At 54.8% G+C, this 14,628-nt stretch carries 15 protein-coding genes, 1 pseudogene and 1 riboswitch; of the genes and pseudogenes, 13 read left to right on the top strand and 3 right to left on the bottom strand.

The genetic code is table 11. From position 1 onward, the window contains the following. Positions 1-14 precede the first annotated feature (14 nt). The 4 genes from D888_RS0111700 to D888_RS0111685 all read left to right on the top strand — a co-directional run bounded on the left by D888_RS0111700 (position 15) and on the right by D888_RS0111685 (position 3,887). Positions 15-911 carry an electron transfer flavoprotein subunit beta/FixA family protein gene (locus tag D888_RS0111700; RefSeq protein WP_020676745.1) on the top strand — a complete coding sequence of 299 codons (897 nt, stop codon included), beginning with the start codon at positions 15-17 and terminating at the stop codon, positions 909-911. Beyond that, positions 908-2,326 carry a mycofactocin biosynthesis glycosyltransferase MftF gene (gene mftF, locus D888_RS0111695; RefSeq protein WP_020676744.1) on the top strand — a complete coding sequence of 473 codons (1,419 nt, stop codon included), beginning with the start codon at positions 908-910 and terminating at the stop codon, positions 2,324-2,326. Before D888_RS0111700 ends, mftF begins: the two co-directional genes overlap by 4 nt. A 73-nt stretch (positions 2,327-2,399) precedes the next feature. Next, complete coding sequence (locus D888_RS0111690) at positions 2,400-3,536, top strand: radical SAM protein (protein ID WP_083928846.1); 1,137 nt, start codon at positions 2,400-2,402, stop codon at positions 3,534-3,536. Positions 3,537-3,686: 150 nt separating this feature from the next. Continuing rightward, positions 3,687-3,887: a hypothetical protein gene (locus tag D888_RS0111685; RefSeq protein WP_020676742.1), complete on the top strand. Its 201-nt coding sequence runs from the start codon at positions 3,687-3,689 to the stop codon at positions 3,885-3,887. Between the two features lie 37 nt (positions 3,888-3,924). Here the strand turns inward: D888_RS0111685 and D888_RS0111680 are convergent, their stop codons facing one another. The 3 genes from D888_RS0111680 to D888_RS24985 form a co-directional block, all read right to left on the bottom strand. Then, complete coding sequence (locus D888_RS0111680) at positions 3,925-4,137, bottom strand: hypothetical protein (protein ID WP_020676741.1); 213 nt, start codon at positions 4,135-4,137, stop codon at positions 3,925-3,927. Positions 4,138-4,156: 19 nt separating this feature from the next. Continuing rightward, on the bottom strand, positions 4,157-4,963 hold the full coding sequence (locus tag D888_RS0111675) for an amino acid kinase family protein (RefSeq protein ID WP_026362358.1): 807 nt from the start codon (positions 4,961-4,963) through the stop codon (positions 4,157-4,159). Between the two features lie 156 nt (positions 4,964-5,119). Beyond that, complete coding sequence (locus D888_RS24985) at positions 5,120-5,227, bottom strand: helix-turn-helix domain-containing protein (protein ID WP_083928845.1); 108 nt, start codon at positions 5,225-5,227, stop codon at positions 5,120-5,122. A 22-nt stretch (positions 5,228-5,249) separates the two neighbouring features. On the opposite strand from D888_RS24985, the pseudogene D888_RS24880 reads away from it, so the two are divergent. The 9 genes and pseudogenes from D888_RS24880 to D888_RS21495 all read left to right on the top strand — a co-directional run. Beyond that, positions 5,250-5,432, top strand: a pseudogene (locus D888_RS24880) (aldehyde dehydrogenase); the annotation flags it as partial. 297 nt (positions 5,433-5,729) lie between these two features. Then, a riboswitch (molybdenum cofactor riboswitch) is annotated at positions 5,730-5,848 on the top strand. Between the two features lie 25 nt (positions 5,849-5,873). After that, positions 5,874-7,613, top strand: coding sequence for an aldehyde ferredoxin oxidoreductase C-terminal domain-containing protein (locus D888_RS0111670; protein ID WP_020676739.1), 1,740 nt, complete (start codon positions 5,874-5,876; stop codon positions 7,611-7,613). A gap of 104 nt (positions 7,614-7,717) precedes the next feature. After that, positions 7,718-8,323, top strand: a complete 606-nt coding sequence (locus D888_RS23165) for a hypothetical protein (protein WP_020676738.1) — start codon at positions 7,718-7,720, stop codon at positions 8,321-8,323. A gap of 60 nt (positions 8,324-8,383) precedes the next feature. Continuing rightward, positions 8,384-8,608: a MoaD/ThiS family protein gene (locus D888_RS0111660; RefSeq protein WP_020676737.1), complete on the top strand. Its 225-nt coding sequence runs from the start codon at positions 8,384-8,386 to the stop codon at positions 8,606-8,608. A 1-nt stretch (position 8,609) separates the two neighbouring features. Then, entirely contained in the window at positions 8,610-9,425 is an 816-nt protein-coding gene (locus D888_RS0111655) for a HesA/MoeB/ThiF family protein (protein ID WP_020676736.1), read from the top strand. Positions 9,426-9,584: 159 nt separating this feature from the next. Continuing rightward, positions 9,585-10,397 carry a TOBE domain-containing protein gene (locus D888_RS0111650; protein WP_020676735.1) on the top strand — a complete coding sequence of 271 codons (813 nt, stop codon included), beginning with the start codon at positions 9,585-9,587 and terminating at the stop codon, positions 10,395-10,397. A gap of 130 nt (positions 10,398-10,527) precedes the next feature. Next, positions 10,528-12,585, top strand: a complete 2,058-nt coding sequence (locus D888_RS21505; protein WP_020676734.1) for a TonB-dependent receptor plug domain-containing protein — start codon at positions 10,528-10,530, stop codon at positions 12,583-12,585. A 23-nt stretch (positions 12,586-12,608) separates the two neighbouring features. Then, positions 12,609-13,961, top strand: a complete 1,353-nt coding sequence (locus D888_RS21500; RefSeq protein WP_020676733.1) for an ABC transporter ATP-binding protein — start codon at positions 12,609-12,611, stop codon at positions 13,959-13,961. Beyond that, a complete protein-coding gene (locus D888_RS21495; protein ID WP_020676732.1) occupies positions 13,948-14,628 on the top strand; it encodes an energy-coupling factor transporter transmembrane component T family protein in 681 nt (226 codons plus the stop codon). Before D888_RS21500 ends, D888_RS21495 begins: the two co-directional genes overlap by 14 nt.

Raw genomic sequence — 14,628 nt, 5'->3', positions numbered from 1 at the left:
TGAGGAGTAGCTCCATGAGTCAAAAAGAACTGAATATCGTCGTTCTGCTGCGCGAAGCCTGTGATCCGCGTCCTCCGGTCCGTTTGACCGCTGATGGCTTCGGGGTACGTGAGCGTGGTTTGCGCCGCGTCGCTAACCCGGCAGATCTCTGTGCCCTTGAGCAGGCTCTGTCTCTAGCCGAAGCCCAGGGTGGAACAGTGACCACTGTGGCCATCGGGCCGCCGCGCCTTGATGATCATTTGCGTCTGGCCCTGTCGCTGGGGACGCACAGAGTGATCCGGGTCTGGAGCTCCGCCTTTAATGGGGGGGACGCCGTTGCCGATGCGCGTCTGCTGGAACGTCTGGTCGAAATTCTCAAGCCTGATCTCTTTGTCAGCGGGCAACAACTGGTCGACCGTGGCGCTGATCCGGCTTTGGCGCTGGCCTCTGCAAAACTAGGGATCCCCTATGTGACGGCCGCCCTCGATCTCGGCTGTCTCGAAGGGAAAATCGAGGTGCTGCGCAAGTGTGATCGCGGCGCGCGGCAGCGAATTACTTCGAGCCTCCCCTGCACCCTGCTCTTTGAAGACGGCTGTTGCGAGCCACGTTATCCTGACCATGATGCATTGATGAAATCTCTCGAGCCCGGTATCGAAGTCTGGGGGGTGGCGGAGCTCGGTCTGTCGGTCTCTGAACTCGGGCAATTCGGGGCAAGACTCGGTAAAGAACAGTGCAGCCTGCCGCGTCAGAACCCACAGCGGGTCGTGACCCCCGATGCAAACCTCCCCGCCTTTGAACGGATTCTGGCGCTCCTCTCTGGTGGCCTGAAACCACGCGCCGGGAAATTACACTGCCTTCCCGTCGAACAGACCGTAGAGCAGCTGATGCAGCTTTTTGCCGCAGAGGGGCTCGTCAGCGGGAGCGACTCATGACCTATGGGCTCGCGCCAGGGATTGTTATTGAAGACTCCGTACGCGGCAGTTTTCTGGTCTCTGCGCGACCCTTGCGCATGGTGCGCCTGAATCCGGCGCTGCTCAAGTTGACGCAGCGTATGCTGGCTGCCGAGATTGAAGCGACCTCGGCAGCGGAAACAACAGTTCTGGAGAGCCTGGTTAAAAGCGGCTTTGTGGTGCGTCATCAGAATCTGGCCGATCTGGCACAATTGCCTGCAGTCAGCATCGTCATCCCGGTTAAAGACCGCGCCGCAGACTTGCGTCAATGCCTGAACTCCTTAAAGGAGCTGAACTATCCTTCCGAAATACTGGAAGTCGTAGTCGTTGATGATGGCAGCAGTGACGACAGCCCCAAGGTTGCTACCGAGCTTGGCGCGCTTTTGGTCAGATCGGGGGCGGTCGGTGGCGGACCGGCGCTGGCCCGCAACAAGGGCGCGTCCGTTGCCAGCGGCGAAATCCTGGCCTTTATCGATTCCGACTGTAGCGCTTCGGTCGACTGGCTGGCAGATCTGTTGCCAGCGTTTAATGACGTGAGTCTGGCCGCAGTCGGCGGCTGGGTCGCGGGCATGTTCGAGGGGTCGGCGCTCGATCGCTATGAGGCGGTGATGTCGAGCCTGAATCTGGGCCGGCGCGAGATGAGCGGCGGGGCAGGCGGGGACACCTTTTATCTGCCGAGCTGCAACCTGCTCATGCGTAAAAGCGCTTTTGCTGCGGCAGGCGGATTCAACCCCGAACTGCAGGTCGGCGAGGATGTCGATCTGACCTGGCGCCTGCGCGATGCTGGCTGGAAAATCCAGTATCTGCCGCAGGGAACGGTTTATCACGCCCATCGCTGCCGCACCTGGCCCTTTATGAAGCGTCGCTTTGATTACGGCACCTCGGAAGGTCTGCTTCAACAACTCCACCCGGTGCGCGCCAAGAAGATGCTGCTCCCGCCGATGCTGACCGGGATTTTATTGTTGCTGGTCGCCGCGCTCGCTACCCTGTCACTGCTGCCGTTACCCATCGCAGCTCTGCTGCTGCTGAGCGACACGGCCCTGACCAGACAGCGCATGTCCAGACAGGGGTTGTCCCTACCCTGGGGTAAGATTATCGCCGCCCGGATACGCGCAGTGGGCAGCCTCGGCTATTATCTCGGCTATCATCTTTTACGCTACTACCTGACGCCCCTGCTCTTGACAAGCGCGCTCTATCCCCCTTGCGGCGTAGCTCTTCTGGTGATGTTCCTTGGGGTTGGTCTGGTCGATTTTCGAGTGCGGAAGCCCAAAATGTATTTTCCGGGATTCTGTTTCTATTACCTGCTCGAACAACTTTCGTACGGCAGCGGGGTTTTCTGGGGTTGCTCAAAGATGAAAAATTTTGCCAGCTATCGCCTCACACTGATTAAGGCATGATCCCCGGGGTTGGTCTCCGGGCCGTCCGATTGCATACCTCTGTCAAGCCATTTTTCTCCCTTCGAGTTGCGCTATGAACCGAGCCCGAATCCTCAGGAAGTTGATCTATAATGGCCTGATGTTTCGGCTGTTGAAGTCCACTGGCCGACCCGGCCGGCTCCAGGCGCTCAGCCTCGAAATTACCCATCGCTGTATATGCCGCTGCAAAATGTGCAACATCTGGCAGATTCCCCAGGATGTGGCGGACCTGCCCCTGACAGCCTGGACCGACCTTTTGTCTTCACGGGAGCTCAGCTCTCTGCGTGAGCTGGATATAACCGGGGGAGAACCATTCTTACATCCGGAGCTGGAAGAACTTCTGACCTGGATCGCCCGCGCGAAGACCGCCTCTTTCCCCAGATTAAAAACCCTGGCTTTAACCACCAATGGTATTTTGACCGGGCGTATTCTTGAGATTACCGAAAGGGTTGTCGCCCTTTTGCAAGCGCAGGGGGTTGATCTGGTCCTGGCATGTGGTCTCGATGCCGTTGGGCCCGTGCATGACAAAATCCGTAATTATCCGGGCGCCTGGGACAAGCTCGAAGCGACCCTGTTGGGACTTAAGCCGCTGCGCGAAGCTCACCCCAATCTGATTCTTGGCATCAAAACCACCATCATTCCGGACAACGTCAAGGAACTTGATCAGATTGCAGCCTTTGCCCGAGAACACGAACTGTTCACGATCATTTCGCCTCGCATAATCACCGCCAATCGTTTCGGCAATGTCGCTCTGGAGGAGAACCTGAATTTCAGCAACGCCGATCTGGAGAACCTCGAAACCTTTTATTTCGAAATGGATCACGCCTGGAGCGGGCATCGGCAAACCTTGCTCGATTATTTCAAAACGGGGAAGGTCAGCAAACCCTGCTCAGCCGGATTCAACACGCTTTTTGTTCGAAATAACGGCGAGGTTTTTTCCTGTCCGGTGATTGCAAAGCGTCTGGGGAATATTAAACAGGAATCGTTGAAGATTCTGCGGGGAAATTCAGAGGCGGCCTGTTTTCGAAAAAAGATCGGCACCTTTACCGAGTGTCTGACCTGCACGGAACCAGGCCTTGAACGCATCGCCTGGCCATTTGAGGGTTTCAGCTGTTTACGCAGCCTGAGGCGTATGGGATTTTCAGACTTTTTTCGCTTGTTCAAGCACATGGGTCAGGATAAGTATCTTTGATACGGCAATCCGGGATAGAAAGACGCGGAGAAGCGAGAACATTCTGGCAGGCATGGACGCGAAATTCTCGGGAGCCGAAGAACAGGGGGGAGGGGCTGGTTTCCCGAGCCGGCCGCATCGCCAGCTGAAATGCCATTAAGGGAGGATATTATGTGGCTTGGAAATGAATCTGGAAAAAAACAATTCCGTGCGGGCCGCGAAGCCTGGAGCCTGGCTGCCGAACAAGCCCGAACCTGTCCCAGTTTTCGCGCCGACGATGAAGACGAGCAGTGCGCCGAAGAAGAACTCTCCTGTTACAATTGCCGTTACCGGCGCTGGACCGCAGACTCATTCACCTGCCAGGCCCCATAAGCGTATCGGGCCTGGCAAAAAAACAGAGTGTCCTGTCTTATTTGTCCTCTTCGTCTGTATGCTTGGGGCCGCGAGGCAAAGCGACCAGTTCTGCGTCCACCGCCTCGGCAAGAAATTTTATTTCACTCATACGCAGATGTTTGGCGACCATCTTTAGGTCCACCCCATAAACGGCAACAATCTGGTAGCGTGATGTATGTGAGCCATCGACATATTTTTTGCGTTCCCGGTAAAACAGTTTGCCTGGCATCGTGACGATCTCCTTTGGTTCATGTGTGAATTCTTGTTCCGACCTTTTCTCCCAAAATTGCTTTTTCGATGTTACCGCGCTGGTGGCCGTTGACAATACGAACCTCTTTGATGTGCCGTGCGTCCTGCAGCAGGTAAAGCAGCTTGCGCTCCAGGACCAGATCTTCCAGGTCTCTTGCGATGAGGTCTGTCACTTCAATATCTGCGATAAATTCAGCCTGTGGGTCGATGGTGGGATTGGCGCTGTAAAGACCATCGACGTTTTTGACCAGCATGCAGCTTTTCGCTCCCAGCACCTCTGCCATCAAAAAGGCCCCGGTGTCGGTACGGTGCGGAGGAATCAGGCCCAGCGCTGGTGGATGTTCAAATAATCCATAAGGGGGCGTGCCGTGCATCACCGGCAGTAATCCCAGATGCAGCAGGGTTGGCAGTTCGAGCAGGTCACCGGTCTTGACCCGTGAGCCGCCCCACTTGGAGAGGAGCAATGCAACGATCTCGGCGTTCTGTTCACTGATTTTGCCGGCCAGTTCGGCCAGCACACCGGTCGGCATCCCCAGATCGATACCGACGTCCAGAATATGCCTGACGCGGGCTCCGCCGCCGGTGACAACCAGAATATGATGGCGCTTCGACAGCTCGCCGATCTCCTCCAGCAGCGGCAGTAAAACTTCTCGACCGTAGTCGATGGCTCCATGTCCACCAATCTTGATGACGTGCAGATCAGGGACGATACGCAGTTGGGGGATCATTGCCTGACGATGCATCAGCCCCTTGCTGACCAGCGTCTCACCCTTTAATTTCGATTCGATTTCGTGGCGTTTTCGCATCATGGATAGATCCTCGCGAGAAGTGTCTGAAGATAGGCGGTATTGCTCCGATTGCGGCGGGGCAGGGACAATTAAATTTTTGCTCAAAGCTATCACAGTCAGTTTATCTCAATTTCAGGATATTTCTTCCTTTCAGCTTATGCTGCCTGGTTACTGTCAGTGGCCCTCGTTCAGCTTACAGTACAGGGTTATTCGGCTGATACCCGACTGTCGTGCAGCGGCAGAAAGGTTGCCGTGACACTTTTTTAAGGGAAGCGAACTCATACACTCATGTCGCTTATTGCATGGGCCTTCGATAAAGGCAGGGCGCCTGCGGACCAACTGCTATCATGCCTATCTGGCACATTCAGCCTTTGGCGTCTACAAAGAATCAGGGATCGGGCGAGAAACCCACAAGGTCATGCCTGATCAATACCAGCAGACCAAAAATCTGCTGTTCAGCTATAGAGAAAATATATTTGGTATCTTCTCGTCTTTATATAGGCCAGGTTTTTGGGGAGCAAGTTATCCCCGTGGTGTAGAAATCCTCCCCAGTGTTCATAATCTCCCCAGCTCTTCTGCCTTCTGTTCCCTTGTTTGTCCTGTAAATACTGACAAAATTTCTATCAGCAGCTTGCCAATATGCGTATCAGGGCTAGAATTAAAACGGTTAATTTCCGGCTGATTTATGCACTTGAGATTTTATTTTCACATATCAACCATTGTTCTATAAAGTGGCACTTGCATTGCAGAACAACCAGATTCACAGTCTTAACGACTGATGATTTGAAACCTACAGCTCCGAGTCCGGTTGCCTAAAAGGGATCTCCTCATGGCGAAGGACCTATGGGTAGAATTGGAAATGATTCTGCCTCCCTGATGGAAAGGAGTTTTTCGTGCAACCTCTTTTACACTTTATAGGGAGAAGAGAATGGACAAGATTTTAAGAATTAATATGAGTGCTGCCGGTGGGCCGCAACAAAGTACTGAAGCCGCCGGGGAATATGCTGCTCTGGGGGGGCGGGCAACGACTTCGATGATCGTTGGTAAAGAGGTTCCGCCGGATTGTCATCCCTTAAGTGCTGAAAACAAACTGGTTATCGCTCCAGGTATGCTCAGTGGAACTGCTGCTGCCATCTCCGGGCGTATCTCGGTCGGCTGCAAGAGCCCGCTGACCGGTGGCATCAAAGAGTCGAACGCCGGTGGTCAGGCGGCTCAGGTGCTTGCGCGTCTTGGCTACGCTGCGATCGTCATTGAGGGACAACCCGCAGGGGATGACCTTTACAAAATTCATATCAATAAGGACCGGGTTGAAATCAGTGTCGACAACAGCAATAAACTGCTCGACAACTATCCGTTGATTGCCAAGTTGCAAAAGGAATACGGCGACAAGGTTGCTTACATGTCGATTGGAACTGCCGGTGAGCGCTTGATGGCTTCGGCTTCCATCGCCTGTACCGATCCTGAGCTGCGCCCGACCCGTCACTGTGGTCGCGGCGGTGTCGGCGCGGTTATGGGCTCCAAGAAGGTCAAGGTTATCATTCTTGATGATGCCGGTTGTTCGAACCGTGCACCCAAAGACGCTGAGAGATTCAAAACAGCTAACCGCGCCTTCGTTGAAGGGATCCGTAAGCACCCGGTCTCGGGTGAAGGCTTGCCAGCCTACGGGACCAACGTCTTGACCAACGTCCTTAACGAAGCTGGCGGCTATCCGACCCGTAACTTCAAGAGCGGACAATTTGAAGGCGCGACCAAGATCAGCGGCGAGTCCCAGGCTGAACTTGAGATTTCACGCGGTGGAAAAGCAACTCACGGTTGCCATCGTGGCTGCGTCATTCAGTGCTCCGGTATCTATAACGATAAAGACGGTAACTACCTGACCAAACAGCCCGAGTACGAGACTGTCTGGTCCCACGGTGGTCATTGTGGTATCAGCGATCTGGATACCATCGCGACTCTTGATTACTGGGACGACAACGTCGGCGTCGATACGATTGAGATGGGTGTCGCCATCGGCGTCGCCATGGACGGTGGTGTGATTGAGTTTGGCGACGGCAAAGGTGCCGTCAGCCTGCTGCGCGATGAAGTTGCCAAGGGGACTCCCTTGGGACGTATCCTCGGCGGCGGCGCCGGGATGGTCGGCAAGGCCTTCGGTGTTACGCGTGTGCCTGTGGTCAAGAATCAGGCGCTGCCTGCCTATGATCCGCGTACCGTCCAGGGGATCGGCGTGACCTATGCGACCAGCACCATGGGCGCTGATCACACTGCTGGTTATGCCGTTGCTACCAACATCCTAAAGGTCGGCGGCGATGTCGATCCCTTGAAACCTGAAGGCCAGGTTGAGTTGTCGCGTAACTTGCAGATTGCAACCACCGCCATCGATTCCACCGGGCTCTGCCTGTTCATCGCCTTCCCGATTCTTGACCAACCGGAGACCTTCCAATCCCTGCTCGATTTGCTGGGCGGATTCTATGGGATTGAGATGACCGGTGACGACGTGGTTGCCTTGGGCAAGAATGTTCTGTCCGTGGAGCGTGAGTTCAACAAGGCCGCCGGCTTCGGTCCCGCCGATGATCGTCTGCCGAGCTTCTTCCAGTCTGAAAAGTTGCCACCACACAACCTCACCTTCGGTGTGACCGATGAGGAGCTGGACGAAGTTTACAACTGGTAGTAATAACAACTAAGCTGAAGGGGAGGCCTGGATCAGGTCTCCCCTTTTTTTCTGAAAATCGATTAAAGAGACAGTCTTTTTAACGCACTTGAAGGTCAGGGTTTATGACTGAGAAACAATCATTACGTTTGATTCTGCCCCTTGAGCGGTTGCCTGCCTTCTCTTTGTTTCTGCAACAGGGGGTTTGGTTGCAAGTTCAGACCGGTTGCAGTGTCGCGGATCTGTTGACTGACCAGTTCGGTATCGCTGAAGATTATATTGTTGAGAGAATTACGACGCTGTTCCTGGATTTTAAACCGATAGACGATTTGAAAACCTCGTATGTCAATGATGGCTCTACGTTAGCACTCTCTTCGGCCATGCCAGGTCTGGTTGGCACCACGATGCGCCGTGGAAGTCATCTTGCCGCCATGCGCGGAGATATCTCATGTAAGGACCAGCAGCGGATCGAAAGCGGCATCGGCCGTATCAGGATTAAACTGTTTAATTTGGTGATGACAGAACTGGGGGCAATTTTTCTCGGTCATGGTGTTTGTCTGTCCAGCGCTGAGCTGGATAATTTTTTGAGCGCGCAGGATGATGGCTTCTTAGCGGGGAGAGGTGCCGCCTTCTGGGGCGATTTGCCGCTGGATTTCACCAGTTTGATTAAGCGGGTTCGTGGTGCTGACCCTGACGCTGAGATTCTTCTCAAGGTTGAATTCACAGGTTGAGCACGCACGCCAATAACTATTTCGTCGTATCATCAGAGTCAGGGGGCAGGGAGAAACAAAATGCAAGTGACCGTCAAGCTCTTCGCCTCATTTCAGACTGGGCGCTTCAAGGTAGAACTCAGGGAATTTCCGGATCAAACCCTGATCGGCGATGTTGTCCGGGAATTGAATATTCCTGCAGGTGAGGTCGGAATCCTGCTCCTCAATGCGGTTCATGCCAAAATGGATCAACCTCTAACTGAGGGGGATCTCCTGGCGATCTTTCCCCTGGTCGGTGGAGGTTGAGATGAGCGTTAAACGATTTCTGGCCGAAAAAGCTGAAGGCCATCTGCTGAGTTGGGTTGGCCAACGTGAGATGATGTCCCATTTTGAACTGGATTGTGCTGCAGCCGAAGAATTGATCCTGCAGGGTGGCTACCTTCCTACCCGCTATCAGCGTAATCAACAGATGATCTCGACAGAGCAACAACTGCAGCTGTTTCAGAGCAAGGTTGCGGTGGTCGGTTGCGGCGGGTTGGGGGGATATATTCTGGAAGAGTTGGCACGGCTCGGCGTCGGTCAGATTGTCGCCATCGATCCCGACGTGTTCGAAGAGCACAATATGAATCGCCAACTGCTCTCGACCATTGATTCGCTTGGTGTGGCCAAGACCGAAGCGGCAGTGACACGAATCGCTGCAATTAATCCGGCTGTCAGAGTCACCCCGATAAAAGCGGCTTTCGATCTTGAGCATGGTGGTGACATGTTAAACGGAGTCGCCCTGGTGATTGACGCGGTTGATAACATCCCGACCAGGCTCGAGCTGGCCGATGTATGCAGCCAAATGGTGCTTCCGCTGGTGCATGGTGCGATTGCCGGCTGGTATGGGCAGGTTGTCACCGTCTACCCCGGTGATGGAACACTGCAAAAGCTCTATGCAAACTGGAGCGGCGGTAAAGGCGTTGAAGCCGGGCTGGGAAATCCGTCCTTTACGCCAGCCGTGATTGCCAGTCTGCAGGTAGCCGAAGCTTGTAAATTATTGTTAGAGCAGGGACGACCATTAGGCAAGAGGATGCTGTCGATCAATTTGCTGGATATGCAGTTTGACGAGATTCCAGTCTAAGAACCGCTCGCAGGTGTGAATACCCTCATCCAGGCACAACAACTTATGCCAGGCGGCTGACTTTGCACAATAAGTCTTCAGGCAGTGTTGTTAGGTTTTGATGTATCATGCGTTATGTAGTAGTCTATACAGCGCTCTGGCTGCTAATGAAAGGACATCATGGAAAAGAAGGCGGATCAAATGGTCGAGTTCGCAGCCCCCTTATGGCTGAACAAGAACCGCAAGGCGTTTCTTCAGAGCCGGCGGATCGAGTTGCTGGAGAAAATTGCCGAGCATGGTTCGATCACCAAAGCCGCTAAAGCTGCGGGTATGAGCTATAAAGGCGCCTGGGATGCGGTCAACAGCATGAATAATCTGGCTGATAAACCTCTGACAGTTAACGTGACGGGGGGACGCACCGGCGGGGGAACATTTTTGACCGAGGAAGGGCGAAGCCTGATCCAGATGTTCCGTATGGTCGAGAAAGAGCACGGTAAGGCCCTGCTCAATATTGGCAAGAATGCGGACGATCTAGATCGTGCCTTGAATCTCATGCGTAGAATCTCCATGCGGATCAGCGCCAAGAACGTCTGCTACGGGATTATTCGAGACATCAAAGTCGAAAATCTTCTTGCGGAGGTGTGTCTTGAACTTAAATCGGGGCATCGCATTTATTCGATTATCACTGCTGAGAGCGTTGACACCCTCGGCCTTGTCGAAGGTGAAGATGTCTATGCCGTGATCAAGGCGTCCTCGGTATTAATCTCGAGTGACCTCGGGTCGGTGCGCATCAGCGCGAGGAATCAGCTGTCTGGAAGAATCGTCAGTGTCAGAACTGACGCGGTCATGGGAGCGGTGGTCCTTGATATTGGCGGTGGGGACACTATCTCGGCCACAGTGACGGCAGGTGGAGTTGGCAGCCTTGGTGTGGTCGAAGGGGACGAGGCCTGCGCAATTATCGAAGCATCGAACGTGATTATCGGCGTTGAATAGCAGGAGGAAACTTCAATTGCTAAGAATCGGTGGCCGCCCTTAATCGGCCGTTCGGGTTGCACCGCCATTAATTTTACAGTGACGGTCTGTATTTAATACTTTGGATTTATTGGTAATTTAGGAGGTGAAAATGAAAGTTATGGTTAGTGTCCGTTTGCTAATTGCTGTGGTGGTGGGCTTGGCTATTTGTTGCATGGCGTCCCCCCTGTTGGCCGATCAGTCTGTGCCGCAGCTCTACACGCTGGGCGAGGTCGTTGTTTCCGCACCCCAGGCCGGGGTCGAAGCTGTCGGAACTGTCCACACCATTCAGGCTGCCGAGATTAAGGCGAGCGGTGCCCGTACTCTGGATGAGGCATTAACTCTGGTCCCTGGAGTGCTGGTGCAGACCGGCAATCAGGGGACACCGCGTATCGACATCCGTGGCTTCAGGACTCGTCACGTTCAACTGCTACTTGACGGGATCCCGATTAATTCGACCTTCGATGGCCAATTTGATCCGAGCACTTTCGGCGTCGAGAATATCCAGTCAATTAAGGTTACGACCGGCGGCGGCTCGGTTCTCTATGGAGAGGGAGGTAATGGCGGGGTGATCAACATTATCACTAAAAAGGGCCAGCCGGGCCTGCATGGAGCCCTTGGCACTGAGGTTGCGGAGGACAATAACTCGCTCTCCCACTTCTCGCTGGGAGCTGGCAGCGATAATGTTGATGTTTTCGTCAGCGGCAGCGTCTATCAGGGGGGCAGCTTTCAGCTTTCTGACGATTTCCTCCCCACCCCTGCCCAGAATGGCGGAGAGCGTTTGAATAGTGATAATCGGCGTCAGAACCTCTTTGCCAACCTCGGGTGGGCCCCTTCGGAAAAGACCCAGTTGGCAGCGAGTCTCCAATACCGCAAGGGCAAATATGGTGTTCCGCCGGTAACGAACGCCAGCGCAACTGACCCTTTCAGCAAAAACGCCAAGTTTGATCGGGTCGATGACCTTGAAGGTATCGCTGGCCAGCTTGCCTATGACCAGCAACTGTCCGGGACTTTCAGCAGCCGGGGCTGGGTTTATTTTAACCGCTTGAGAATGCTGGAGAACCGCTACGACAATTCTGCATTTACGACCCAGGTGGCCAGCGGCGCTTCGCGCAGTGACTCCACCACCGATAATACCGGCGTTAATCTCCAACTCCGGGGAGATTGGCAGACCAAAGGTATAACCACTCTGGCACTGCTTGGCGAACGAAGTCACTGGAATGCAGATGGGTTCCAGATCGCGGCTTCTACGGGCGGCGGCGGCGGCGGTGGCGGTGGCGGCGGTGGCGGTGGTGGTGGTGGCGGTGGTGGCGGCAGCACGCTGACGACAACACCTTTCGATCTGCAGCGCGATGTACAGCTCTATTCAGCGGCCCTGCAGTATGAACTCCAGTTGTTACCAAAACTCGGTCTGGTTCTGGGCGGGGCGGATCATTTACAACGCCGTGATAATGGTAAAACCGAGCAGCTCGGTTCCTACCTGATTGGTCTCAATTACGACCTCTCCTCCGAAACGCGCCTGCATGCCAGCAATAGTCGTAAGGTGCGCTTCCCTTCGATCAGCCAGCTTTATGATGTCACGCGTGGCAACGAGACATTGTCTGCCGAGCGTAGCCAGCATTACGAAGCTGGAATCGACCAGCAACTTCCTGGTGCTACCAACCTGTCATTGTCCGGATTTCTGATTGATGCCAGGAATTTTATTGAAAAGAATGATATCACCGATCATTACGAAAATTTTCAGCAGTACCGCTTTGAAGGGGCTGAAATCACAATAGAAAATCGTTACGTGGAACATCTTCTTGTACGTGGAAGTTACAGCTATATGCACAGCGAAGATCGCTCTGCCGGAAGCGGTAAAGATGAATTACAGTACCGGCCCCGTGATAAGGCCACCCTCGAAACGCGTTATCTCTTCCCCTTCGGGTTGACTGCCGATGCCTCTCTGCTCTATGTGGCGCAGCAATATTTTTATGATAATACCGGCACTCAGAAGAAGCGTCTTAATGACTATGTGGTGTTGAACGCCAAGTTCGACCAGCAACTGTTGAAGCAGCGGCTGGATCTCTACGTCGGAGCTGACAATTTGCTGGATGAAAATTACGAACAGAGTTATGGGCTACCCCAGCCTGGGCGCACCCTGTATGCAGGTGCGGAGTATCACTTCTGAACAGGGTGATTGAAGGGACAACTGTGGTTCGGCTGGAAAGGTTTTCTTACGCCTGGTCCGGCGCCTCGAACTGGACCTTGCGAGACGTCTCCCTGGAAATTCCGCAAGGCGAGTGTCACTGGCTGAGCGGTGCCAGCGGTTCGGGAAAGACCTCACTGGCTCTGGCTCTAAAAGAGTTGTTGCCCCCCGGCCGGCAGGAAGGAAGTCTACTTCTTCCCAGCGTCCCCGGAACAGCACGTACCGCAGTCGGGCTGGTGTTGCAGAACCCGGAAACCCAGATTTTGACTGAAAGTATTGGCGCCGAAGTCGCCTTCGGCCTTGAGAATCTCTGCCTACCGGCGACCGAGATGCCGAGGCGGGTTCGCGCCGCACTTGATGCTGTCGGTCTCGACCTGCCCTTTGATCATCCAACCGTGCGCATGTCGATGGGCCAGAAATATCGCCTGCTGCTGGCGGCTCAACTGGTCATGGACCCGGCGCTGCTGATTCTCGATGAGCCAGCCGGGCAACTCGATGAAGAGGGATTGCAAAGCCTGGCGGCGATCATCGCCAGGTTAAAAACTCAAGGTCTATCCGTCTTGCTCTGTGAACACCGACCCGGGCCACTCAGGACAGTGATAGACCGGCAGTGGAGGCTGGAGGCCACAGGTCGGCTGTCGGATGAGGTGTTCGACCCGCCGTTTCATCCGGGGTGCCTGTCTAATCCGCTGCTGACAGGGGATGGTCCACCAGTGGTGGAGGCGCGGGGGGTGACGGTCGCCGCCATGGACGCCTCTCCTGCCTGGCAGGAGGTTGATCTGCTGCTGCAGGGTGGTGAGCAAGCCCTGCTCTGTGCTCCAAACGGGGCGGGAAAGACAACTTTGCTGCGTTGTTTGGCAGGGCTCATACGTCCTTGTCGCGGTAGCATCCGAATCTGTGGCCAACCGCCAGTAGTGGACTGGCCGCATAGTCGCATTGGCTATCTCTTCCAGAACCCGCGCCGGCAGTTGTTTGAAACGTCTGTTTTCGATGAGGTCGCGTTCAGCCTGCGGCGGCGCGGCATGCGGCGTGAGAGGGTGAAAATCCTGGTTGATCGTGTCCTCGATGGTTGCCAGCTTGGACATCTGGCCGGGCGTTCACCTCATCACCTCAGCTACGGCCAGCAGCATCTGGTCGCCCTGGCGTCGGTACTGGCCCGGGAACCGGAACTGCTGTTGCTTGACGACCCATTGGCGGGGCTTGACCCGGTGACGGCGGGACAGGTGATGGCAACTCTGCAGCTGTGCGTTAAAGAACGCGGGACGACAATTCTCTGGACGAGTCATCACCCGCCACAGGATGGTGAGTGGAATCATGTCACCTTGGGGATAACAGGAGGACGTCTTGTCCGGCACTAGCTTACTGTTTCAACAACTGCGCAGGAAGCAACCGAAGAGTCCTCCGCGACTCTCTGCCGGGGTGGCTCTTGGTCTCTGTTTCTTCCTGTCTCTCGGAGCAATTCTCACTCAGGACCCGGTAGCCCTCGGTTGTCTGAGTGTGGCCAACCTGGCGTTGTTGTTTGTCCATCGACTGGACCGCCAGGTCCTGGTGCGGGGGGGGCGAGTCTGTTTGTGGCAGGGTGGCATGGTGACCGCTCTCTATGTGTTGCGCTATGGCATGGCGCAGGGGTTAATGCCTGGTTTGAGGATCAGTTGGCAGTTGTTATTGGTCTTTTTGCCTGGATTGATCCTGCTCTCAGGAGATTCGGGCAGTCGCATGCTGAACGCCCTGGGGAAGATCCTGCCGGCGCGAAGTGCCTTTGTCCTGACAACTTCGCTCAAATTTTTACCCCTTTTGCTGACGGAAATATCTGCAATTTACGAGGCCCAAAGGTTACGTGGGGCCAGAATCAGACCACGGGATCAGCTCTGGCCTGGGCACTGGGGCGATCTGCTGCACTGTCTGGTGGCGCCGGTTGTCGTTCGGGCGCTTGAGATTGCGGATAATATATCTTGTGCCGCCCGGACCCGCGAATTTGGGCGTTTTCCCCGCCGGACCTGTTGGCCGGATGATCAGGAGACGTAG

The organism is Geopsychrobacter electrodiphilus DSM 16401 (assembly GCF_000384395.1).
GTDB classification, from domain to species: domain Bacteria; phylum Desulfobacterota; class Desulfuromonadia; order Desulfuromonadales; family Geopsychrobacteraceae; genus Geopsychrobacter; species Geopsychrobacter electrodiphilus.
Note: the sequence above shows the minus strand (reverse complement) of the source record. Positions and strands in the feature narration are given on the sequence as shown.

Coding starts and splice junctions, on each gene's coding strand:
- D888_RS0111685 (WP_020676742.1), top strand. CDS start 3,687: ATGTGGCTTGGAAATGAATCTGGAAAAAAACAATTCCGTGCGGGCCGC.
- mftF (WP_020676744.1), top strand. CDS start 908: ATGACCTATGGGCTCGCGCCAGGGATTGTTATTGAAGACTCCGTACGC.
- D888_RS0111670 (WP_020676739.1), top strand. CDS start 5,874: ATGGACAAGATTTTAAGAATTAATATGAGTGCTGCCGGTGGGCCGCAA.
- D888_RS0111660 (WP_020676737.1), top strand. CDS start 8,384: ATGCAAGTGACCGTCAAGCTCTTCGCCTCATTTCAGACTGGGCGCTTC.
- D888_RS0111690 (WP_083928846.1), top strand. CDS start 2,400: ATGAACCGAGCCCGAATCCTCAGGAAGTTGATCTATAATGGCCTGATG.
- D888_RS0111650 (WP_020676735.1), top strand. CDS start 9,585: ATGGAAAAGAAGGCGGATCAAATGGTCGAGTTCGCAGCCCCCTTATGG.
- D888_RS0111700 (WP_020676745.1), top strand. CDS start 15: ATGAGTCAAAAAGAACTGAATATCGTCGTTCTGCTGCGCGAAGCCTGT.
- D888_RS23165 (WP_020676738.1), top strand. CDS start 7,718: ATGACTGAGAAACAATCATTACGTTTGATTCTGCCCCTTGAGCGGTTG.
- D888_RS0111680 (WP_020676741.1), bottom strand. CDS start 4,137: ATGCCAGGCAAACTGTTTTACCGGGAACGCAAAAAATATGTCGATGGC.
- D888_RS0111655 (WP_020676736.1), top strand. CDS start 8,610: ATGAGCGTTAAACGATTTCTGGCCGAAAAAGCTGAAGGCCATCTGCTG.
- D888_RS0111675 (WP_026362358.1), bottom strand. CDS start 4,963: ATGCGAAAACGCCACGAAATCGAATCGAAATTAAAGGGTGAGACGCTG.
- D888_RS21505 (WP_020676734.1), top strand. CDS start 10,528: ATGAAAGTTATGGTTAGTGTCCGTTTGCTAATTGCTGTGGTGGTGGGC.
- D888_RS24985 (WP_083928845.1), bottom strand. CDS start 5,227: ATGAGTTCGCTTCCCTTAAAAAAGTGTCACGGCAACCTTTCTGCCGCT.